General features: G+C 71.8%; 2 protein-coding genes. Both read left to right on the top strand.

The window, feature by feature from the left end; all coding sequences use genetic code 11:
* Nucleotides 1–52: 52 nt before the first annotated feature.
* Complete coding sequence (locus G5C60_RS09980; RefSeq protein WP_165257018.1) at nucleotides 53–5077, top strand: non-ribosomal peptide synthetase; 5025 nt, start codon at nucleotides 53–55, stop codon at nucleotides 5075–5077.
* A complete protein-coding gene (locus G5C60_RS09975; protein ID WP_165257014.1) occupies nucleotides 5077–25389 on the top strand; it encodes a non-ribosomal peptide synthetase in 20313 nt (6770 codons plus the stop codon). The genes G5C60_RS09980 and G5C60_RS09975 overlap by 1 nt, the downstream gene beginning before the upstream one ends.
* Nucleotides 25390–25490: the final 101 nt, after the last annotated feature.

Below are 25490 nucleotides of genomic sequence, written 5' to 3'. Positions count from 1 at the left end.
TCGTGCGCGGCCGCGCCGCACCCCATCCACCGCTGACCACCCAGGAGTACCCATGAAGTCCGAGTCGGCACGGCACGGCTCGCTCGACGAGGCCATCACCGTCCACGAACTCGTCGCGAACCAGGCGGCTCGGACGCCGGACGCGATCGCCGTCACCGACGGGTCGCAGGCCCTCACCTACGCGGAACTGGAGGCGCGGGCCAACCGGCTTGCCCACCTCCTGCGTGACCACGGGGTCGTCGCGGACTCCAGGGTCGGCATCTGCCTGGGCCGGAGCCTGGACCTGGTGACCGCCGTCCTGGGCGTGTGGAAGGCGGGCGCGGCGTACGCGCCGATGGACCCGGCCCAGCCGAGCGCGAGGCTGGAATGGCTGCTGGAGGACCTGGGAGGCGATCTCGTCCTGACCGACGAGGCGACAGCGCCCACCGCCGAACGCGTCGGCGTCCGCCCCCTGGTCCTCGGCTCCGCCGACACCGCACGGCAGCTCGCGGACCGGTCGGCCGACCGGCCGCCGGCCCTGGAGGTGCACCCGGCCCAGGCCGCGTACGCGATCTACACCTCCGGCTCCACCGGGCGGCCCAAGGGTGTGGTCATCACTCACGAAGGCATCGCCAACCGGGTCCGCTGGGCGGTCGACACCCATGGCCTCGGCGCCCGCGACCGGGTGCTGCAGAAGACGGCCGTCACCTTCGACGCCTCCTGCTGGGAGATCTTCGCCCCGCTCATCGGCGGCGGCACGGTGGTGCTCGCCCCGCCCGGCGCCGAACGCGACCCCGCGGCCCTGCTGCGGGCGGTGGCCGAGCACGAGGTGAGCGTCCTCCAGGTCGTCCCCTCGGTCCTCCAGGCGCTCGCCGAGGAGCCCGCCTGGGCGGACTGCACCGCGCTGCGGCTGCTGTTCTCGGCCGGCGAGCCCCTGCACGCCGAACTGGCCCAGCGCATCCTGGCCCGCCGCCCCGGCCTGACGATCTGGAACACGTACGGCCCCACCGAGTGCGCCATCGACGTCACCGCGCACCGCTTCGACCCGGCGACGACGACCGGCCCTGTGCCCATCGGCCGCCCCATCCCCGGCATGCGTGTGCTGGTGCTCGACGCGGCCGGCACCCCCGCCGCCATCGGCGCGCCCGGCGAACTCCACGTCGGCGGAGTCGGTGTCGCCCGGGGCTACCTGGGCCGGCCGGACCTGACCGCCGACCGGTTCGTACCCGACCCGTACGGCAGGACCGGTGGCGCCCGGCTCTACCGCACCGGCGACCGGGTCCGCTGGAACCCGAACGGCTACCTGGAGTACCTCGGCCGGTTCGACGACCAGACCAAGGTGAACGGTGTCCGCATCGAACCCGGCGAGATCGAGGCGGCGCTCGTCACCCACCCCGGCGTCCGGGCCGCCGTCGTCGTCCCCGTCACCACCGGGGAGGACGGGGCCGTCCGGCTCGCCGCCCACCTGCTGCTGCACACCTCCGAAGCCCTGGGCGAGCTGCGGGACTTCCTGCGCGACCGGCTGCCCGAGAGCCACGTACCGGCCGCCTTCATGGACGCCGGCGAATTCCCGCTCACCGCCCACGGCAAGGTCGACCGTGCCGCGCTCGCCGCCCGGGGCCTGGACGCCGGACCGGCCCGCACCGCTCCCCGCACCGACGCCGAGAAGCTCGTCGCGGGCGTGTGGGAGCACCTGCTGAAGACCGAGGACGTGGGCGTCCACGACGACTTCTTCCAGCTCGGCGGCTCCTCCCTCCAGCTCACCCGGCTCGCCAACCAGCTGCGCGCGGCGGCCAAACGGGACATCCCGCTGCGCGGCCTGCTCACGGCCACCACCGTCGAGGCCCAGGCCCTGCTGATCGCTCCGCACACGGACACCCCCGCCGCGGACCCGGCAGCCCCCGACACCATCCCGCCCGTCCCGCGCGGCGGAACGCTGCCGGTCTCCTCGGGCCAGCGCCGCCTGTGGGCACTGGACCGGATGAACCCGAACAGCGCCGAGTGGGTGGCCGGCGTGTTCCTGCCGGTCCCGCCGGAAGCGGACACCGGCGTCGTACGCACAGCCCTGGACGCCCTCGTGGCGCGGCACGAGTCGCTGCGCACCCGGTACGTCACCGAGGACGGCGAACCCCGCCAGCGCATCGACACCCCAGCACCCGTGGCGCTCCGCGAGACGGAGACCACCCGGGAGGGGCTCGCCGGCCTGCTCGGCACCGCCCTCGGCGACGGGTTCGACCTGGAACGCGGGCCGCTGTTGCGGGCCACGCTCGTGCGCACCCTCGACGACCGGCAGCGTGTCCTGCTGCTGGCCGTGCACCACATCTGCAGCGACGGCTGGTCGACGCAGGTCCTCCAGCGGGACTTCCACGAACTGATCACCGCCGCCGTCACCGGCCGGGAGCCGCTCCTGCCGCCCCTCGGCGTGCAGTACGCCGACTACGCCGACTGGCAGCGCGCCCGCCTGACCGACGACGCGATCGAGCGCGAACTCGCCCACTGGCGCGCCGTGCTGGACGGCTCCACCCCGGTGGCGCTGCCCACCGACCGGCCCCGGCCCGCGGCCCGCGACGGTCGGGGCTCGGCGGCGGCCTTCACCGTCCCGGCCCCGGTCGTGACGGCCCTCACCGACCTCGGGCGAAGCCGTGGCGCCACCCCTTTCATGACCCTGCTGACCGCCTACGCCACGCTGCTGGCCCGGCACACCGCCCAGTGGGACCTGCCGGTCGGCACACCCGTCGCGGGACGCGACCGCCCCGAACTCGAGGACGTCGTCGGCTTCTTCCTCAACAACGTGGTGCTGCGCTGCGGGCTCGACGCCGACCTCACCTTCGTCGAGGCACTGGACCGCGTCCGTGACACCTGCCGGGACGCCTTCGCCCATCACGATCTGCCGTTCGACCTCCTGGTCGAGGCCCTGGCCCCCGAGCGCGACCTGTCCCGGACGCCGCTGTACCAGGTCGCCTTCGACCTGCACGACCAGGAGTTCACCGGCCGCGCCACCAGCCTGGAGGACAACGACACCGTCGTGGACGCCTGGCGGCTCGCCCATACCGATCTCACGCTGCTGATGCGCAGGGGCGCCGACGGAAGCATGGACGGTGTCTTCGAGTACGCCACCGCGCTGTTCGAGCACGGCACGATGGAGCGCCTGGCCGACCAGTTCCCGCACCTGCTGCGGGCGGTGGCGGCCGGCCCCGACACCAGGCTCGCCGATCTGCCCGTCGTCCCGGCCCGCGAGAGCGGACTGCTCGCTGAGTGGTCGGTGGGCGCGGGGCCGGTGGTGGAGCGGCCGGTGGTGGAGATGTTCGAGGAGCAGGCCGCCCGGCTGCCGGACGCGGTGGCGGTGGTCTGTGGTGACGTCTCGCTGACGTATGCGGAACTGGACGCGCGGGCGAACCGGCTGGCTCATCACCTGCGGGCCCTGGGTGCCGGTTCGGAGTCCGTCGTCGGTGTGCTGCTGGAGCGGGGCGTCGAGCTGATGACGGCGCTGTTGGCGGTGTGGAAGGCCGGGGCCGGGTACGTACCGCTGGATCCGGTGCTGCCGGGGCAGCGGGTGGCCGGCATGCTGGCGGACGCCGGAGCCCAGGTCCTGGTCGGCCGTGGCCCGGTGGCCGGCTTCGACGGCGCTCTCGTCGACGTGGACGCCGACGCGACGGCGATCGCCGAACGTCCGTCGTCGCGGCCCGAGGGCCGGATCGACGTCGACCACGTGGCGTACGTCGTCTTCACCTCCGGCTCCACGGGCCGTCCCAAGGGTGTGGTGGTCTCGCACCGAGGTCTGGGCAACCACGTGGGCTGGGCGGTGCGTGAGCTTGCGTCGTGCGGGGACGGTGGCGGGGCGGTGTTCTCCTCCATCGCGTTCGACCTGGTGGTGCCGAATGTGTGGGCGCCGTTGTGTGCCGGTCAGCGGGTGGCGCTGTTCCCGCCGGATGCGGAGCTGGACGAGCTGGGCGGCTGGCTGGTGGGGCAGGGGCCGTTCAGTTTCCTGAAGCTGACTCCCGGGCATCTGGAGGTGCTGTCGCACCAGGTCACGCCGGAGCAGGCGGCCGCTCTGGCGGGTGTGGTCGTGGTGGCCGGTGAGGCGCTGCCGGGTTCGCCGGCCGCTCGTTGGGCGGGGTGGCTGGGTGAGGGCCGGCTGATCAATGAGTACGGGCCGACCGAGGCATCCGTCGGCACCACGATCCACCCGGTGCCGCTCGACGCGGACGTGGACGCGGTGGTGCCGATCGGGCGCCCCCTGCCCGGGATGCGGGTGCATGTGCTGGACGAGCGGATGCGGCCGGTTCCGGTGGGCGCCGTGGGCGAGCTGTACGTCGGCGGGGCCGGTGTGGCCCGCGGATATGTGGGCCGGCCGGAGCTGACGGCGGAGCGGTTCGTGCCCGATCCGTTCGGTGCCGCGGGCGACAGGCTGTACCGGACCGGGGACATGGTGCGCTGGAACGCGACCGGAGCCGTGGAGTTCCTGGGACGGGTGGACGACCAGGTGAAGATCCGCGGGTACCGGGTGGAGCCCGCCGAGGTGAGCGCGGTGCTGGCGGCATGCCCGCTGGTGCGCGAGGCCGTGGTCGTGGCCCGCGCCGAGCACGGCGAGCCACGCCTGGTCGGGTACGTGGTTCCCGCGGCCGGCGCGGGCACGGCACCGGCGGAGGAGCTGGCGGCCCATCTCGCACAGGCGCTGCCGGAGTACATGGTGCCCTCGGCCTTCGTCGAACTGGACGCCGTCCCGCTGAACGCCAACGGCAAGGTCGACCGCAAGGCCCTGCCCGCCCCGGCCGACGGCACCGACGACCCCGAACGGGTCGCGCCGCGCAACGACGTCGAAGAGCGGATCGCCGAGCTGTGGCAGGAGGTCCTCGGCGAGTCCGGGTTCGGCGTGCACGACAGCTTCTTCGCCGTCGGCGGCAACTCCATCCTCGCCATCCGCCTGATCGCCGCACTCCGCGCCGAGTACGAGATCGACCTCCCGGTCCGCGCCCTGTTCGAGGGCCCGACCGTCGCCGCGCTCGCCGAGTCGGTCGAGACCTGCATCAGAAACGAAATCGACATGATGTCCGACCTCGACGTGGCGGACTCGACGCTGCTGAAGGAGCAGAACTGATGAGCACCGGGGGCCCCGAGTCCAACGCCGTTCCTTCCGCCGCCGGATCTGCCCGTGAGGAGCTGCTGCGCCGACGGCTGGCCGGCCGGCGGTCGGGCGGCCGCCGCTCGGCGATCCCCAGGGCCGAGCGGACCGCGCCGCTGCCACTGTCCTCCGGACAGCAGCAGATGTGGTTCCTCCAGCGCCTCGACCCGGACAGCACCGAGTACCTGATTCCCCTCGTGGTGCGTCTGCGGGGCACCCTCGACGCCGGGGCGCTGGAGCGTGCCCTCGGCGAGATCAGCGCACGGCACGAGATCCTGCGCACCCGCTACGAGATGACGCAGGACGGGCAGCCGGTCCAGGTCGTCGACCCGCCCGCCGAGTCCGCCGCCGTCCTACCGCGGGAACAGGTACCAGGCGAGTCCTCCGCCGAGCGCGAGCGCCGGCTCACCGAACTGGTCGCGGCGCAGACCTCGGCCCCGTTCGACCTCGAGACCGACTGGCCGCTGCGGGCCAGGCTGTTGCGCCTCGCCGACGACGACCACGTCCTGTGCCTGGTCTTCCACCACATCGCCTGCGACGCCTGGTCCACCCGCATCCTCCTGACCGAACTCAGCACTCTGTACGGCGCGTTCACCCAGGGCAGGCCGTCACCGCTGGAGCCGCTGCCGGTGCAGTACGGCGACTACGCGGCCTGGCAGCGGGAGCAGCTGACCGGCGACTCCCTGCGGCGGCAGCTCGCCCACTGGCGCCAGGTGCTGGAGGACGCAGCCCCCACCGAACTGCCGACGGACCGGCCGCGCCCCGCCGTGCGCGACCACACCGGCGCCGAGGTGCTCTTCGACTTCCCCGCGGGACTGCCGGAGTCGGTGCGCCGACTCGCCGCCGCGCACGAGACGACCCCCTTCACGGTCATGATGGCCGCGTTCCAGGCGGTCATCGCCCGCAGCACCGGCCAGAGCGACATCTCCGTGGGTACGGTCGTCACCGGCCGGGCCCGGCCCGAGCTCCAGTCGCTCATCGGCTACGGCATCAACAGCCTGGTCCTGCGCGGACACTGGGACGAGAACGCCGACCCCGCCTTCACCGAGCTGCTCGACCGGACCCGTCGTACCGTGCTGGACGCCTTCGACCACCAGGAGGTGCCGTTCGCCCGGCTCGTGGACGAACTCCAGCCGGAACGCGACCTGTCGCGCACCCCGCTGTACCAGGTCGCGTTCACCATGCACGAGTCCCGGCTCGACGCCGTCGACCTGCCGGGTCTGCGTATCGAACCGTTCTCCGGCGGCGTCCCCGTGGCCAAGTGCGACCTGACCCTCCAGGTCGAGGAGGCGACCGACGGCTCGTTCCACGGGCGCATCGAGTACGCGAGCGCCCTGTTCGACCCGGAGACCGCCCGGCGCACGGCCCGCCACTTCCTCCAGCTCCTGCAGAGCGCCGTCGCGGCTCCGTCCACCCCGGTTTTCCGGCTGGACATGCTCGACAGCGCCGAGCGCGCCATCGTCAGCGGAGCCCTCGACGGCCATGTCCCACCGGCTCCGGTGGAGCGGTGTGTGCATGAGGTGTTCGAGCGGCAGGCTGCGCTGACGCCCGATGCGGTGGCGGTGGTCGCGGGTGAGGTGTCGCTGACGTACGCGGAATTGGACGTGCGGGCGAACCAGCTTGCCCATCATCTGCGGTCGTTGGGTGTCGGTCCGGAGTCGTTGGTGGGTGTGTGTCTGGAGCGTGGGCCGGATCTGATGCCGACGCTGTTGGGTGTGCTGAAGGCGGGGGCGGGTTATCTGCCGTTGGATCCGGCGAACCCGGCGGACCGGTTCGGTTTCGTGCTTGCGGACGCGGGGGCCCGGGTCGTGGTGACCTCCAGCGCTCTGATGCCGGTCCTGGAGGATGTGTACGACGGCCAATTGGTGGTCCTGGACCGGGATGCGGAGGTCGTCGCGTCTCGTCCGGAGTCCGCACCGGCGCCGCTCGCCGTGCCGGACAACGTCGTGTATGTGATCTATACGTCGGGTTCGACGGGTCGTCCGAAGGGTGTGACGCTGGCGCATACGCAGGTGGTGCGGCTGCTGGAGAGTGCGCGTGAGCATTACGCCTACGGTGCGGATGACGTGTGGACGATGTTCCACTCGTATGCCTTTGACGTCTCGGTGTTCGAGATGTGGGGTGCGTTGTTCCATGGCGGGACTCTGGTGGTGGTGCCGCGTGAGGTGACGCGCTCGCCGGAGGAGTTCCTGGATCTGCTGGTCGAGCGGAAGGTCACGGTGTTGTCGCAGACGCCGACGGCCTTCCGGTCGCTGGTGGCGGCGGCGGGCCAGGGTGATCCGCGGATCGACCGGCTGGCCCTGCGTGCGGTGATCTTCGCGGGGGAGAAGCTGGAGGTCGGTGACCTGCGTCCGTGGACGGACCGGCTGGGCTTTGAGCGGCCCGTGCTGGCGAACATGTACGGCATCACCGAGACCACCGTGCACACCACCTACTACCAGGTCGCCGGGGAGGACTTCCAGCCGTCGGCGGCCAACCGCGTCGGGTATCCCCTCAGTGACCTGTCGGTGTATCTGCTGGACCGGTTCGGTGAGTTGGTGCCGGTGGGGGTGCCGGGTGAGATTCATGTGGGTGGTCCGGGGGTGGCGCGGGGGTATCTGAACCGGCCGGAGTTGACGGCGGAGCGGTTTGTGCCCGATCCGTTCGGTCCTGCGGGTGGGCGTCTGTATCGCAGTGGTGATCTGGCGCGGCGGCGGGCGGACGGGAGTCTGGAGTTCCTGGGCCGCAGCGATGACCAGGTGAAGGTGCGCGGCTATCGCATCGAGCCGGGTGAGATCAGCGCCCGGCTGTCGGAGCACGCGGTTGTGCGCGAGGCCGTGGTGGTCGTACGGGACGAGCGGCTGGTGGCCTACCTGGTCACGGACGGGGAAGTGCCGTCGACCGCCGAGCTGCGGGCGTTCGTGGGCGAGGCGTTGCCGGAGTACATGGTGCCGGCGGCGTTCGTGGAGCTGGAGCGCATTCCGCTGACGGTCAACGGCAAGCTGGACCGTCGTGCCCTGCCCGAGCCGGGTGAGGGTGCGTTCGCCGAGTCGGCGTTCGTCGCGCCGCGTACGCCGACCGAGGAGCGGGTGGCGGCCGTCTGGCAGGAGGTGCTGGGGGTCGAGCGGGTCGGTGTCGAGGACGGGTTCTTCGAGCTGGGCGGTGACTCGATCCGGGCCGTGGCGCTGGTGGGCGCGTTGCGTGCCGCCGGGTTCGACGTGGCGGTACGGGACGTGTTCGAGCACCGTACGGTCGCCGGGCTTTCGGAGTTGATCACCGGTCGGCCGGCGGTTTCGGACGCGGACCGCGGTGTGGAGCCGTTCTCGCTGGTCGGCGACGCCGACCGGGCGAAGCTCCCGGAGGGCGTGGTGGACGCCTACCCGTTGTCGCAGGTGCAGCTCGGCATGGTCGTCGAGATGCTGGTCGACGACAGCCGCAACAACTACCACAACGTCAGCACGTTCCGCGTCCTGGACGACCAGCCGTTCTCCTTCGCGGCCCTGGAGGCCGCGGGCCGGCTGGTGGTCGAGCGGCACGAGGCACTGCGCACCTCGATCGACCTCAACGCCTACTCGATGCCCCTCCAGCTGGTCCACGCCACCGCCGAACTCCCGCTCGGCACACAGGACCTCCGCGGGCTCACCCCGGAGTCGGTGGAGCAGGAGCTCCGCGACTTCACCGTTCGCGAGCGCGCCACCCTGTTCGATCTCGGTACGCCCTCCCTGATGCGCTTCTTCGCGCACGTCACCGACGGCGACTGCTGGTGGATCTCGGTCACCGAATGCCATCCGGTCCTGGAGGGCTGGAGCCACCACTCCCTCCTGATGGAGATCCTGGCCCTGTACCGGCAGCTGCGGGACGGTCTGGAGCCGGAGCCGTACGACGCCCCGAACGTGCGCTTCGCCGACTTCGTGGCCGGCGAGCTGGAGTCCCTGGCCTCGGCGGAGGACCGCGCCTACTGGCAGGGCATCGTCGACCGGCACGCCCCGTTCTCCCTGCCCACCGGCTGGGGTGAGCAGCAGGACGGACCGTACGAGCTGTTCCAGGCCGGGACCTCGTGGGAGGACCTGGAGCGCGACCTGCGCAAGCTGGCGACAAACTCGAAGACATCGCTGAAGAGCGTGATGCTGGCGGCCCACCTGAAGGTGATGAGCCAGCTCACCGACGAGGACGCCTTTCACACCGGCGTCGTCTGCGACGCGCGCCCCGAGGTTCTCGGCGCCGACCGGGTGCTCGGCATGTACCTCAACACCCTTCCGTTCGCCTTGGACCGCGGCGCGCGGACCTGGCGCGAGCTGGTCCAGCGGGTCTTCTCCCGCGAGGTCGAGCTCTGGCCGCACCGGCGCTTCCCCATGCCGGAGATCCAGCGGGACGCGGCCGGCGGCCGACGGCTGCTGGACGTCATGTTCAACTACCAGGACTTCCGGCAGATGGACGCCACCGTCGTGGACGACCGGGCCGGCCTGGACGACAGCCCCACCGAGTTCCCGCTGACGGTCTCAACGCGTGCCGGTCACGTCATCCTGACCGCCGACCCCCGCATGCTCAGCCGCGCCAACGCCGAGCGGCTGGTGGGCATGTACCGCGCCGTCCTGGAAGCCATGGCCGCCGACGCGGACGGCGACGCACAGGCGGTGTACCTGCCCGGCGACGACCGAGAGCTGCTGGCGGCGTCCGCTCTGCCCGTCAAGGCATCGGCTCCGGTGGAGCGGTGTGTGCATGAGGTGTTCGAGGAGCAGGCTGCGCTGACGCCGGATGCGGTGGCGGTGGTCACGGGTGACGTCTCGCTGACGTATGCGGAGCTGGACGGGCGGGCGAATCAACTTGCCCATCATCTGCGGTTGTTGGGTGTCGGTCCGGAGTCGTTGGTGGGTGTGTGTCTGGAGCGCGGGCCGGACTTGATGCCGACGCTGTTGGGTGTGCTGAAGGCGGGGGCGGGTTATCTGCCGCTGGATCCGGCGAACCCGGCGGACCGGTTCGGTTTCGTGCTTGCGGACGCGGGGGCCCGGGTCGTGGTGACCTCCAGCGCTCTGATGCCGGTCCTGGAGGACGTGTACGACGGCCAACTGGTGGTCCTGGACCGGGATGCGGAGGTCGTCGCGTCGCGTCCGGAGTCGGCCCCGGTGTCGCTCTCGGTGCCGGATAACACGGTGTATGTGATCTATACGTCGGGTTCGACGGGTCGTCCGAAGGGTGTGACGCTGGCGCATACGCAGGTGGTGCGGCTGCTGGAGAGTGCGCGTGAGCACTATGCCTACGGTGCGGATGACGTGTGGACGATGTTCCACTCGTATGCCTTTGACGTCTCGGTGTTCGAGATGTGGGGTGCGTTGTTCCATGGCGGGACTCTGGTGGTGGTGCCGCGTGAGGTGACGCGTTCTCCGGAGGAGTTCCTGGATCTGCTGGTCGAGCGGAAGGTCACGGTGTTGTCGCAGACGCCGACGGCCTTCCGGTCGCTGGTGGCGGCGGCGGGCCAGGGTGATCCGCGGATCGGCCGGCTGGCCCTGCGTGCGGTGATCTTCGCGGGGGAGAAGCTGGAGGTCGGTGACCTGCGTCCGTGGACGGACCGGCTGGGCTTTGAGCGGCCCGTGCTGGCGAACATGTACGGCATCACCGAGACCACCGTGCACACCACCTACTACCAGGTCACCGGGGAGGACTTCGAGCCGTCGGCGGCCAACCGCGTCGGGTATCCCCTCAGTGACCTGTCGGTGTATCTGCTGGACCGGTTCGGTGAGTTGGTGCCGGTGGGGGTGCCGGGTGAGATTCATGTGGGCGGCCCGGGGGTGGCGCGGGGGTATTTGAACCGGCCGGAGTTGACGGCGGAGCGGTTTGTGCCCGATCCGTTCGGTCCTGCGGGTGGGCGGCTGTATCGCAGTGGTGATCTGGCGCGGCGGCGGGCGGACGGGAGTCTGGAGTTCCTGGGCCGCAGCGATGACCAGGTGAAGGTGCGCGGGTATCGCATCGAGCCGGGTGAGATCAGTGCCCGGCTGGCCGCTCATCCCGCGATCCGCGAGGCCGTGGTCATCGTCCGCGACGAACGGCTGGTGGCCTACCTGGTCACGGACGGGGAAGTGCCGTCGACCGCCGAGCTGCGGGCGTTCGTGGGCGAGGCGTTGCCGGAGTACATGGTGCCGGCGGCGTTCGTGGAGCTGGAGCGGATTCCGCTGACGGTCAACGGCAAGCTGGACCGTCGTGCCCTGCCCGAGCCGGGTGAGGGGGCGTTCGCCGAGTCGGCGTTCGTCGCGCCGCGTACGCCGACCGAGGAGCGGGTGGCGGCCGTCTGGCAGGAGGTGCTGGGGGTCGAGCGGGTCGGTGTCGAGGACGGGTTCTTCGAGCTGGGCGGTGACTCGATCCGGGTCCTGGCGCTGGTGGGCGCGTTGCGTGCCGCCGGATTCGACGTGGCGGTACGGGACGTCTTCGAGCACCGTACGGTCGCCGGACTCGGCGAACTGATCACCGGCCTGCCCGCTCCCGAGCTGGAGGAGCAGTCCGTCGCCCCCTTCGCGCTGATCGGCGAGGAGGACAGGGCCCTGCTCCCGGAGGGCGTGGTCGACGCCTACCCGCTGTCACAGGTGCAGCTCGGCATGATCGCCGAGCAACTCGCCGACGACCGGCGGAACAACTACCACAACGTCAGCCTCTTCCGGATCCGCGACGACCGGCCCTTCGACGCCGACGCCCTGCGCGAGGCCGCGAGCATCCTCGTACACCGGCACGAGGTGCTGCGCACCTCCGTCCACCTGGACCGGTACACGGTTCCGGTGCAGGTCGTCCACCGGGCCGCCGAGGTTCCGGTGACGGTGCGCGACCTGCGCACGGTGGACGACGCCGACAGGCGCGAGCGTGCGCTGCGGGACTTCGTCGCCGCGGAGCGCGCCACGGTGTTCGACCTGTCGGCGGCCCCGCTGCTGCGGGTGTCCGCGCACCTGGAGAGCGACGGGGCATGGTGGCTCGGTCTGACGGAGTCGCACGTCGTCCTCGAGGGCTGGAGCATCAACTCGCTGTGCAGCGAGTTGCTGGAGGTCTACGGCCGACTGCGCGACGGTGCACGGCCGGAGCCCCACCGGGCGCCCCCCGTACGGTTCGCCGACGCCATCGCAGCGGAACTGCGGGCGCTGGAGTCGAAGGAGGACCGCGCGTACTGGCGCGAGGTGGTCACCGGGCACACCAAGTTCTCCCTGCCGTCCGGCTGGCACGGTGATCTCTCCGTGCCCGCCGAGCCGGTGGGCACGGCGTTCCGCCTGAACGACCTGGAAGCGGGACTGCGCGCGCTCGCCTCGGCGGCCCAGGCCTCCCTGAAGAGCGTGCTGCTGGCCGCGCACGTGAAGGTGATGAGCCAGCTCACCGACGAGGACGCCTTCCACACCGGCGTCGTCTACCACATCCGTCCGGAGGCCCCGGGCGCCGACCGGGTGCTCGGCATGCACCTCAACACCCTGCCGTTCGCGGCCGACCGCACCGCCCGGACCTGGCGCGAGCTGGTCCAGCAGGTCTTCGCGCGTGAGATCGCCAACTGGTCCTACCGGCACTTCCCGATGCCGGCGATCCAGCGTGAGGTCGGAGCGACCGAGCGCCTCGTCGACATCTTCTTCAACTACCTCGACTTCCACCAGGTCGACGGTGACCTGGTGGACGAGGGCGCGGAGATGGGGGAGAACCCCAACGAGTTCTCCCTCGCCGTGACGGCGATCAGCGGCATGCTCGGCGTACGGGGGGACTCCCACGTCATCAGTCAGGCCAACGTCGAGCGGCTGGTCGGCATGTACCGGTCGGTGCTGGAGTCGATGGCCGCGGACCTGGACGGCGACGCGCGCGCGGTGTACTTGCCCGCCGCCGACCGAGAGCTGCTGGCGGCGTCCGCTCTGCCCGTCAAGGCATCGGCTCCGGTGGAGCGGTGTGTTCACGAGCTCTTCGAGGAGCGGGCCGCGCTGACGCCGGACGCGGTGGCGTTGGTCGCGGGTGAGGTGTCGCTGACGTACGCGGAGCTGGACGCGCGGGCCAACCAACTCGCCCATCATCTGCGGTCGTTGGGCGTTGGCCCGGAGTCTTTGGTGGGTGTGTGTCTGGAGCGTGGGCCGGATCTGATGCCGACGCTGCTGGGTGTGCTGAAGGCGGGGGCGGGTTATCTGCCGCTGGATCCGGCGAACCCGGCGGATCGTCTGGGGTTCGTGCTGGCGGACGCGGGTGCCAGGGCCGTGGTGACCTCGGGTGGCCTGGTGTCGGTGCTGGAGGGTGTGTACGGCGGCGAGTTGGTTGTCCTGGACCGGGATGCCGATCTCGTCGCGTCGCGTCCGGAGTCGGCCCCGGTGTCGCTTACGGTGCCGGACAACACGGTGTATGTCATCTACACGTCGGGTTCGACGGGCCGCCCGAAGGGTGTGACGCTGGCGCACGCGCAGGTGGTGCGGCTGCTGGACACGATGCAGGAGCACTACGGCTTCGACGAGCATGACGTGTGGGCTCTGTTCCACTCGTACGCCTTTGATGTGTCGGTGTTCGAGATGTGGGGTGCGTTGCTGCATGGCGGGACTCTGGTGGTGGTGCCGCGTGAGGTGACGCGGTCGCCGGAGGAGTTCCTGGATCTGCTGGTCGAGCGCGAGGTCACGGTGCTGGCGCAGACCCCGACCGCCTTCCGCTCACTGGCGACGGCGGCGAGCCAGGACGACCCGCGGATCGGGCGGCTGAGCCTCCGTACGGTGATCTTCGCGGGGGAGAAGCTGGAAGTCGGTGACCTGCGTCCGTGGACGGACCGGCTGGGCCTTGAGCGGCCGGGTCTCGTCAACATGTACGGGCCGACGGAGGCCACGGTCTACTGCACTTACCACCGGCTCACCTCCCGCGATGTCGCCCCGGGTGCGGTCGCCCCGATCGGGCGTCCGCTCAGCGACACCACCCTCCATCTGCTGGACCGGTTCGGCGAGTTGGTGCCTGTGGGTGCTCCTGGCGAGCTCCACGTCGGTGGTCCCGGCGTGGCGCGTGGCTACCTGGGCCGCCCCGAGCTGACGGCGGAGCGCTTCGTGCCGGACCCGTTCGGTCCGCCCGGCTCCCGCCTGTACGGCACCGGCGACCTGGCGCGCCGCCGGGAGGACGGCAGTCTTGAGTTCCTCGGCCGGGTCGACGACCAGGTCAAGGTGCGCGGGTACCGGATCGAGCCGGGTGAGATCAGTGCCCGCCTGGCCGCTCACCCCGCGATCCGCGACGCCGTGGTGATCGTCCGCGACGAGCGGCTGGTCGCCTACGTTGTCGCGGAGGGTGAGCTGCCGGCCGTGGCCGACCTGCGGGCGTTCACGGCTCTGGAGCTGCCCGAGTACATGGTCCCGGCGGTCTTCGTGACCGTCGAGCGGATCCCGCTGACGGTCAACGGCAAGCTGGACCGTCGTGCCCTGCCCGCGCCCGACGCGTCCGCCGTGGAGACCGGTCACACCTACATCGCGCCCCGTACGCCGACCGAGGAGCGGACGGCGGCTGTCTGGCAGGAGGTGCTGGGGGCCGAGCGGGTCGGTGTCGAGGACGGGTTCTTCGAGCTGGGCGGTGACTCGATCCGGGCGGTGGCGCTGGTGGGTGCGTTGCGTGCGGCCGGGTTCGACGTGGCGGTGCGGGACGTCCTGGAGCACCGTACGGTCGCCGGGCTTTCGGAGTTGATCACCGGTCGGCCGGCGGTGTCGGACGCGGATCGTGGTGTGGAGCCGTTCGCGCTGATCGGCACGCAGGACCGGGCGAAGCTCCCGGAGGGCGTGGTCGACGCCTATCCGCTGTCGCAGGTGCAGCTCGGCATGGTCGTCGAGATGCTGGTCGACGACAGCCGCAACAACTACCACAACGTCAGCGGCTTCCGGATCCGGGACGACCGGCCCTTCGACGCCGACGCCCTGCGGGCCGCCGTAGACCTGGTCGCCGCGCGGCACGACGTGCTGCGCACGTCGTTCGACATGCACACCTACTCCGTGCCGATGCAGTTGGTGCACGCCGAGGCGGCCATCCCGCTGACCGTGCACGACGTACGGCAGCTGGACGAGGACGCGCGCCGGCAGGTGCTGCGGGACTTCGTGGCGGCCGAGCGGGAGGCGGTCTTCGACCTGGCGGCCGCGCCGCTGCTGCGGGCCGCCGTGCACGTGGAGGACGACGCCGGCTGGCGCCTGACCTTCACCCAGACCCACGCCATCACCGAGGGCTGGAGCCAGCACTCCCTGCTGACGGAGGTCGTCTCCTGCTACCGGCGGCTGCGCGACGGTCTGGAGCCGGAGCTGTACGAGGTGCCGAGCGTGCGCTTCGCCGACTTCGTGGCCGGCGAGCTGGAGTCCCTGGCCGGCACCGAGGACCGCGCCTACTGGCAGCACGTCGTCGAGGAGTACACGCCGCTGTCGCTGCCTTCCGCGCCGGCCCTGTCCGGCGAGCCGGCTGAGGACTACGCGGTCGTCGTCCCGCTGCGGGACCTGGAGGCGCCGCTGCGTGCCTTCGCCACCCGGTCCAGGGTCTCGCTGAAGAGCGTGCTGCTGGCGGCGCATCTGAAGGTGATGAGCCAGCTCACCGACGAGGAGGCCTTCCACACCGGTCTGGTCTGCGACGCGCGCCCCGAGGCGCTGGGCGCCGACCGGGTGCCGGGCATGTACCTCAACACCCTTCCGTTCGCTGTGGACCGCGGCGCGCGGACCTGGCGCGAGCTGGTCCAGCGGGTCTTCGACCGCGAGGTCGAGCTCTGGCCGCACCGGCGGCACCCGCTGCCCGAGATCCAGCGCCAGGCCGCCGGCGGCCGACGGCTGCTGGACGTGATGTTCAACTACCTGAACTTCACGGGCGCCGTCGACACCGACGTCATCGACGTGGATGCGGGTCTTGGCGCCGGCTCGATGGAGTTCTCGCTCGCCGTGACCACGGCGGCCGAGGGCCTGGTCCTGAAGACCGGCACCCAGCACTTCGGCCGGGCCGACGGGGAGCGGCTGGCCGCGATGTACCGGGCGGTGCTGGAGTCGATGGCCGCCGACGACGAGGGCGACGCCCTTGTGCCGCGGCTGCCCGCCGGGGAGCTGGAACGGATTCTCGGGACCTGGAACGACACCGGCGCCGAGCAGGTCGACGCCTGTCTGCACGAACTGTTCGAGCGCCAGGTCGCGGCCACCCCCGACGCCGTGGCCCTGGTCTACGAGGACGAGGAGCTCACCTACGCCGAGCTCAACGCGCGTGCCAACCGGCTCGCCCACCACCTGCGGGGCACGGGCGTGCTCCCGGGCACCCTCGTCGGCGTCTGCGTCGAGCGGTCCGTGGAGCTGGTCGCCACTGTCCTCGCGGTGTTCAAGTCGGGCGGCGTATACGTGCCGCTGGACCCGGACTACCCGGCCGACCGGCTCTCCCACATGGTCCGCGACGCCAAGGCCGCCGTCCTGGTCACCCGGCGCGAACTGCTCCCGCTGGTCGAGGGCAGCGGCGCCACCGAGGTGCTGCTCGACGACGAGGCCCGCTGGAGCGGGCAGGGCTCGCACGACCCGGAGCCCGTCACCGGCCCGGACGACGCCGCGTACCTCATCTACACCTCCGGCTCGACCGGCCGTCCCAAGGGTGTGCTCTGCGACCACCGGGGCCTGGTCAACCGGCTCGACTGGACGCAGCGCACCTACCTGCGGCTCACCGCCGCCGACGTGGTGCTCCAGAAGATCCCGATCGGGTTCGACCCGTCGCTCGCCGAGATCTTCGGACCGCTCATGGCCGGCGCCCGCATCGCCGTGGCCCGGCCCGGCGGCCACCGCGACCCCGCCTACCTGCGTACGGCGATCGCCCGGTACGGGGTGACGAACCTGCACTTCGTGCCGTCGATGCTGGCCGCCGTCCTCGCCGTCGACGACCTGTCCGAACTGGGTTCCCTGCGGATCGTCGTGTCCGGCGGCGAAGACCTCTCCGTCGCCCTCGCGAAGGAGTTCACCACCCGCCTGCCGTGGGCGGAACTGCACAACCAGTACGGGCCCTGTGAGGCCGCGGTCGACGTCTCGGCCTGGCACTGCACACCCGAGGGCCTGGAGGGACTGCAGCGCGTGCCGCTCGGTGCGCCCATGCAGAACGTCACGATCCACATCCTCGACTCCCGGATGCACTCGGTCCCGGTCGGCACCCCGGGCGAGCTGTACATCGGCGGTGTCGCGCTGGCCTTCGGCTACCTGAACCGGCCGGACCTGACCGCGCGCTCCTTCGTGCCCGACCCGTTCGGACCCGCGGGCGCCCGCCTCTACCGGACCGGCGACCGGGCACGGTGGCGGGCCGACGGCACCGTGGAGTTCCTGGGCCGCACCGACGACCAGGTCAAGATCCGCGGCGCACGCGTCGAGCCCGGTGAGACGGAGGCCGCGCTGAGCGCGCTGCCCGAGGTGTCGAACGCCGTGGTCGTGGTCCGCGAGGACAGCGCGGGCCTGCCCCGCCTGGTCGCCTACGTCGTCCCGGCCCCGGGCCAGTCGGCCGACCCGGCCGAGCTGCGCGCCCGGCTCGCCCACGAACTGCCCGAGGCGCTGCTCCCGTCGGCGTACGTACGGCTGGACGTCATGCCGCTGGGCGCCAACGGCAAGGCCGACCGGCGTGCCCTTCCGGCACCCGGCCTGGACGCCTTCGCGGCCGGTGAGTACGTCGCGCCGCGCTCCTGGCTGGAGGCCCGTGTCGCCGCCGTGTGGTGCGAGGTGCTCGACCTCGAACGGATCGGTGTCGAGGACGGCTTCTTCGAGATGGGCGGTGACTCCATCCGGGCCGTCGCCCTGGCGGGCGCGCTGCGCGGGGCCGGCTTCGAGGTCGGCGTCCAGGAGGTCTTCGAGTACCACACGGTCGCACGGATGGCCGTGCTGCTGGCGGGCCGCACCCCGGCCGTCGGCCGGGCGGTGGACGAGGACGCCGTACGGCCGTTCACACTGTTGCCCGAGGCGGACCTGGCCCGGCTGCCGGAGGACGCGGTGGACGCGTACCCGCTGACCCGGGCGCAGCTGGGCATGGCCGCCGAACTGCTCTCCGACGACGGCCGGAACAACTACCACAACGTCACCATGGTCCGGATCCGGGACGAGGGCCCGTTCTCCGCCGAGGCGCTGCGCGATGCCGTGGCGTTGCTGGTGGAGCGGCACGAGGTGCTGCGGACGTCGCTGCACCTGTCGGGCTACTCGGTGCCGGTGCAGATCGTCCACGCGACGGCCGAGGTTCCGGTCGGCTGGGCGGACCTGCGCGGGACGACCGACCGCAAGGCCGGCGAGCAGCTGCTCGTCGACCATGCGGCACAGGAACGCGCCACCCTGTTCGACCTGACGGAGGCGCCGCTGCTGAGGGTCTTCGCGCACCTGGAGAGCGACGACGCGTGGTGGCTGACGCTCACCCAGTCGCACGTCATCCTGGAGGGCTGGAGCCACCACTCGCTCCAGACGGAACTGCTGGAGTGCTATCGGCTCCTGCGGGACGGCCGCGCACCGGAGCCCTACCAGGCCCCCGCCGTGCGTTTCGCGGACTGCGTCGCCGGTGAACTGGAGTCCCTGGCCTCGGCCGAGGACCGCGCGTACTGGGAGCGGGTCGCCCTCGACCACCGGCCGCTCACCCTGCCGGACGACTGGGCCGACGCCCCCAGCCGCCCGCTGGAGGTGTACAGCGTCCGCGTCCCCGTCGACGACCTCGCGGACCGGCTGCGCGCCCTGGCCACCGAGGCGCAGGTCCCGGTCAAGAGCGTGCTGCTGGCGGCGCACCTGAAGGTGCTGAGCCAGCTCACGGAGGAGGACGCCTTCCACACCGGCGTCGTCTACCACACCCGTCCGGAGGCCCCGGGCGCCGAGCGGGTACTCGGCATGCACCTCAACACGCTGCCGTTCGCGTTCTCCCGCGGAACCCGGACCTGGCGCGAGACGGTGCGCCAGGTACTCGCGACGGAACTGGCCGGCTGGCGGCACCGGCGCTACCCGATGCCCGAGATCCAGCGCCAGTGGGGCGGCGGCCGCCGTCTGATCGACGCCTACTTCAACTACGTCGACTTCCACCAGGTGGACACGGACGTCGTCGACACCGGAACCGGGATCAACGACGCGCCCAACGAGTTCGAGCTGTCCGTGCACGGCCACGGCACGCACCACCTCACGCTCGCCACTCACAGCCACGCCATCAGCCGCGCCAACGGCGACCGGCTGGCGGGGATGTACCGGGCGGTGCTGGAGTCGATGGCCGCGGACCTGGACGGCGACGCGCGTGCGGTGTACCTGCCCGCCGGTGAGCGGGAGGCCTTGATCGGCGCGGTGTCGGCGGCGCAGACCGCTCCGGTGGAGCGGTGTGTTCACGAGCTCTTCGAGGAGCGTGCCGCGCTGACGCCGGACGCGGTGGCGGTGGTCGCCGGTGAGGTGTCGCTGACGTACGCGGAGCTGGACGCGCGGGCCAACCAACTCGCCCATCATCTGCGGTCGTTGGGTGTGGGTCCCGAGTCTTTGGTGGGGGTGTGCCTGGAGCGCGGCCCGGATCTGATGCCGACGCTGCTGGGTGTGCTGAAGGCAGGGGCGGGCTATCTGCCGCTGGATCCGGCGAACCCGGCGGATCGTCTGGGGTTCGTGCTGGCGGACGCGGGTGCCAGGGCTGTGGTGACCTCCGGCGGTCTGGTGTCGGTGCTGGAGGACGTGTACGACGGTGAACTCGTCGTCCTGGACAGGGACGCGGACGCTATCGTGGCCCGCCCCCAGGCCGCCCCGGTGGCGCTGACGGTGCCGGAGAACGTCGTGTACGTGATCTACACGTCGGGTTCGACGGGCCGCCCGAAGGGTGTGACGCTGGCGCACGCGCAGGTGGTGCGCCTGTTGGACACGATGCAGGAGCACTACGGCTTCGACGAGCATGACGTGTGGGCTCTGTTCCACTCGTACGCCTTTGATGTGTCGGTGTTCGAGATGTGGGGTGCGCTGCTGCACGGCGGGACCCTGGTGGTGGTGCCGCGTGAGGTGACGCGTTCTCCGGAGGAGTTCCTGGATCTGCTGGTCGAGCGCGAGGTCACGGTGCTGGCGCAGACCCCGACCGCCTTCCGCTCACTTCTCGCCACGGCGACCGCGCCGGGCGACAGGCGGCTCAAGCAGCTGTCGCTGCGCGCGGTGGTGCTGGCCGGCGAGAAGCTGGAGGTGGCCGACGTACGCCCGTGGGTCGAACGGCTGGGTCTTGGCCGCACGGCCCTGGTCAACATGTACGGGCCGACGGAGGCCACGGTCTACTGCACCTACCACCGGCTCACCCAGCGCGATGTCGCCCCGGGCGCGGTCGCCCCGATCGGGCGTCCGCTCAGCGACACCACCATCCACCTGCTGGACCGGTTCGGTGAGCTGGTCCCGGTGGGCACCGCGGGCGAACTGCACATCGGTGGTCCCGGCGTGGCGCGCGGTTACCTGGGCCGCCCCGAGCTGACCGCGGAACGCTTCGTGCCGGACCCGTTCGGCCCGCCCGGCTCCCGCCTGTACCGCACCGGCGACCTGGCGCGCCGCCGACAGGACGGCAGTCTTGAGTTCCTCGGCCGCATCGACGACCAGGTCAAGCTGCACGGCTACCGGATCGAACCGGGCGAGATCAGCGCCAGGCTGGCGGCGCACCCGGCGGTCCGGGAAGCGGTGGTGATCGTCCGCGACGAGCGGCTGGTCGCCTACGTTGTCGCGGAGGGTGAGCTGCCGGCCGTGGCAGACCTGCGGGCGTTCACGGCTCTGGAGCTGCCCGAGTACATGGTCCCGGCGGTCTTCGTGACCGTCGAGCGGATCCCGCTGACGGTCAACGGCAAGCTGGACCGTCGTGCCCTGCCCGCGCCCGACGCCTCGGCCGTGAGCACCGGGCGGGACTACACCGCCCCCCGCACCCCGCTGGAGGAACGGGTCGCCGCCATCTGGCAGGAGACACTGGGCGTACGGCGGGTCGGTGTCGACGACGGCTTCTACGAACTGGGCGGCGACTCCATCCGGGCCGTGATGCTGGTGGGTGCCCTGCGGGAGGCCGGTTACGACGTCACCGTCCGCGAGACGCTCGAGGCGCAGACGCTCGGCGCGCTGTGCGAGCGGCTCTCCGGAAGCGCGGTCGACGGCGGCCCCGTCACCTCGGCGGCGGTCGCACCGTTCGCGCTGGTCGGCGACGCCGACCGGGCACTGCTGCCCGACGGACTGGCCGACGCCTACCCGATGATGCAGAACCAGATCGGCATGCTGGTCGAGATGCTCGGCGCGGGTGACCGGCTCAACTACCACCTCGTGACGTCCCTGCGGGTCCGGGACGGACGGCCGGTGGTGGAGGAGGCCATGCGGTCGGCGGTCGCGGAACTGCTGCGCAGGCACGACGTGCTGCGCACCTCCCTGGAGCTCGACCGTTTCTCGGTGCCGATGCAGCTGGTGCACGCCGACGTGCCCACGCCCGTCCGGTTCTTCGACCTGAGCGCCCTGGCCCAGGACGAACAGGACCGTGCCCTGCGGGAGTTCGTCGACAGCGAGAACACGACGGCGCTCGACCACGCCGCCGCACCCCTCGTGCGCATCACGATCCACCAATGCGCCGACGGGAGCTGGCAGTTCACCATCGCGCAGTCCCACGTGATCCTGGAGGGCTGGAGCTTCAGCGGCCTGCTGACCGAACTGCTGGAGATCTACCGCGCGTACGCCGAAGGCCGCGAGCCCGAGCGGCCGCCGGCCCCGGCCATACGGTTCGCCGACACCGTCGCCGCCGAGCTCTCCGCTCTGGCGTCGGAGCGGCACCGGGACTACTGGCGTGATGTCGTCGTCGGGCGTGAGAAGTTCACCATGCCCGAGGGCTGGGGTGACGCAGGGGACGCCGAACCGGAGAAGTACAAGCTGGAGGTCGCCTTCGACGATCTGACGGACCGGCTCCAGCTCCTCGCGACAGCGGCGAGGGTGTCGCTGAAGAGCGTGCTGCACACCGCGCATCTGAAGGTGCTCGGCCAGCTCACCCGCGAGCAGGAGTTCTTCACCGGCCTGGTCGCGCACGTCCGGCCCGAGGCGGTGGGCGCCGAGCGGGTGTACGGCATGTACCTCAACATCCTGCCGTTCGCGGTGGACCGCACGGCCCGGACCTGGCAGGAGATGGTGCGGAACGTCTTCCGGCAGGAACTCGGCATGTGGGAACACCGGAACTTCCCGATGCCCGCCCTCCAGCAGGAGTTGGGCGGCGGCAGCCGGCTCGTCGACGTGTACTTCAGCTACCAGGACTTCAGCGGCAGCGACACCAGCATGATCGACGCCTCCGCCAGCACCGGGAACAGCACCAACGAGTTCGGCTTCTCGGTGTCGACCGCACCGGGCCGGATCAACCTGCGGGCCGACTCCCGCACGCTGAGCCGTGCGCACGCCACCCGGCTCGCCGGCATGTACCGGGCCGTGCTGGAGGCGATGGCCGCCGACCCGGACGGCGACGCCCGCCTCGTCCACCTGCCGGCGGAGGAGGCGGAGACCCTCGGCGGCTGGTCGGTGGGCGCGGGGCCGGTGGTGGAGCGGCCGGTGGTGGAGATGTTCGAGGAGCAGGCCGCCCGGGTGCCCGACGCGGTGGCGGTGGTCGCCGGTCAGGTGTCGCTGACGTACGCGGAACTGGACGCGCGGGCGAACCGGCTCGCGCATCACCTGCGGGCACTGGGTGTCGGTTCCCGGTCCGTCGTCGGTGTCCTGCTGGAGCGCGGCGCCGACCTGATGGTGGGTCTGCTCGCCGTGTGGAAGGCCGGGGCCGGGTACGTTCCGCTGGATCCGGTGCTTCCGGGGCAGCGGGTGGCCGGCATGCTGGCGGACGCCGGAGCCCGGGTCCTGGTCGGCCGCGGCCCGGTGGCCGGCTTCGACGGCACTCTCGTCGACGTGGACGCCGACGCGGACACGATCGCGGGGCGGCCGTCGTCGCGGCCCGAGGGGCGTGCCGACGCCGACGGTGTGGCGTACGTGGTGTTCACGTCGGGGTCCACGGGCCGTCCGAAGGGCGTGATGGTCTCGCATCGCGGCCTGGGCAACCACGTGGGCTGGGCCGTGCGGGAACTGGCGGGCCGGGGCACCGGTGGCGGGGCGGTGTTCTCGTCGGTGGCGTTCGACCTGGTCGTGCCGAACCTGTGGGCACCGCTGTGCGCCGGACAGCGCGTCGCGCTCTTCCCCTCCGACGCGGGACTGGACGAACTGGGCGGCTGGCTGCTGGCCCACGGGCCGTTCAGCTTCCTGAAACTGACCCCAGGTCACCTGGAAGTGCTGTCGCATCAGGTCACACCCGAGCAGGCCGCCGGCCTTGCGGGCGTGGTCGTGGTGGCCGGTGAGGCGCTCGCGGGCACCCTGGCCGCACGCTGGGCCGGATGGCTGGGCGAGGGCCGGCTGATCAACGAGTACGGGCCGACCGAGGCGTCCGTCGGTACCACGATCCACCCAGTGCCGGCCGGCGCGGACCTGGACGCGGTGGTGCCGATCGGCCACCCGCTGCCGGGAATGCGCGTCCACGTGCTGGACGAGCGGATGCGGCCGGTGCCGGTGGGCGCCGTGGGCGAACTGTACGTCGGTGGCGTCGGCGTGGCCCGCGGCTATGTGGGCCGGCCGGAGCTGACGGCGGAGCGCTTTGTGCCGGATCCGTTCGGCGCCGCCGGTGAACGGCTGTACCGGACCGGGGACATGGTGCGGTGGAACACCGAGGGCGCGGTCGATTTCCTCGGGCGCGTGGACGACCAGGTGAAGATCCGCGGCTACCGGATCGAGCCGGCCGAGGTCGCCGCCGTACTGGCGGGCTGCCCGTTGGTCGGCGAGGCCGTGGTCGTCGCCCGCACCGATGGCGACGAAACACGTCTGGTCGGATACGTCGTACCCGCTGACGGCCCAGGCACCGCTCCTGCGGACCAACTGGCCGCCCACCTGGCCGAGTTGCTGCCGGAGTACATGGTGCCGTCGGCGTTCATGGAACTGGACGCCGTCCCGCTGAACGCCAACGGAAAGGTCGACCGCAAGGCCCTGCCCGCCCCGGACGACGGCACCGACGACACACAGCACGTCGCACCCGGTACGCCCACCGAACGCAGACTCGCCGAGATCTGGAGCCAGGTCCTCGGCAGGGAGCACATCGGCTCGACGGACAGCTTCTTCGAGCTGGGCGGGCACTCGATCCTGGTCATCCAGGTGATCGCGGCCGCCCGCCGGGAAGGACTGCCGCTGTCACTGTTCATGCACTACCAGGCGCGGGACCTGGCGGAACTGGCCGCCCTGGTCGACGCGGCCGCCGAGGCCGAGGCTGAGGCCGGTAGCGCCGAACAGCAGGCGGCGCCCACCGTGCCGTCGGCCGGAGCGGCCCTGTCCGGCCTGCCCGCCGCGCTGGCCCAGCACCGGGTCCCCGGCGCCGTGGTCGCCGTCGTCGAGGGCGGCGAACTCGTCGCCGTCGAGAGCTTCGGCACCCTGGCCGCGGACGGCACCGACCCGGTCACCCAGGAGACCGTCTTCCACGTCGGCTCGCTGAGCAAGCACATCACCGCGCTCGGCGTGCTCAGGCTCGTGGACGAGGGACGACTGGACCTCGACGCGGACGTCAACCGGTACCTCGTCGACTGGCGGGTACCGGGAGACGCCGACGCGGCACCGGTGACCGCCCGGCACCTGCTGGGACATCTGTCGGGGCTCACCCCGACCCCCGGCAAGGGCTTCCCGCGCGCCGGAGGTCCGGTGCCTTCGCTGCTCGACCTGCTGCACGGCCGGGCACCGGCGACGACACCCCCGGTCGGGCGCGAGGGCGTCCCGGGCAAGGAGTTCCGCAAGGCCAACGTCCACTACTCGGTGCTCCAGCAGCTCCTGACCGACATCACCGGCCGCCCGTTCGACGAAGCCATGCGGGACCTTGTGCTCGAACCGATCGGCGTGCGGGCGACCAGCTTCGACCAGGCGTTTCCCGAGCGGTACGGCCGCCCGGTGGCCCTCGGGCACGACGAGGAGGGCCGACCGGTCGACGGCGGCTGGCTGGTCCGCCCGGACCAGGCCGCGGCCGGTCTGTGGACGACCGCTGCCGACCTGGCCAAGGCCGCGCTGGAGCTCCGCCGTTCCGCGCTGGGCCGTCCGCTCAGCCTGCTGTCGCGTGAGACGGCACGCCTGATGCTGTCCCCGAGCAGCGACAGCTTCTACGGCCTGGGCACGGTCGTGGACGGCACGAACGACGAGGTGCAGTTCGGCCACGCCGGCTCCCCGGTCGGCTACCAGGCGGTGTCCCTGTGCAACCTGCACAGCGGTGACGGCTTCGTCGCCCTCACCAACGGTGCGGCCGGCAAGAACGTCGTCGCCGCCGTCGCCGAAGCGCTGGGCCACAGCGGCCGGCGCTCCCCGCTGGGGCTGCCCGACCAGGGCTGACCGGCGGGCGCCGGCGGACCCCGTGGTCCGCCGGCGCCGCCCGGGGCCGGCGATGCCCGTCCACAGACGCCGCCGGCCCCTCTTCCACCCGCACGACGCAT

Source organism: Streptomyces scabichelini (assembly GCF_011045015.1).
In the GTDB taxonomy this organism is placed as follows: Bacteria; Actinomycetota; Actinomycetes; order Streptomycetales; family Streptomycetaceae; genus Streptomyces; species Streptomyces scabichelini.
The sequence above is the reverse complement of the archived record's forward strand: the minus strand, read 5'-3'. Positions and strand labels throughout refer to the sequence as shown.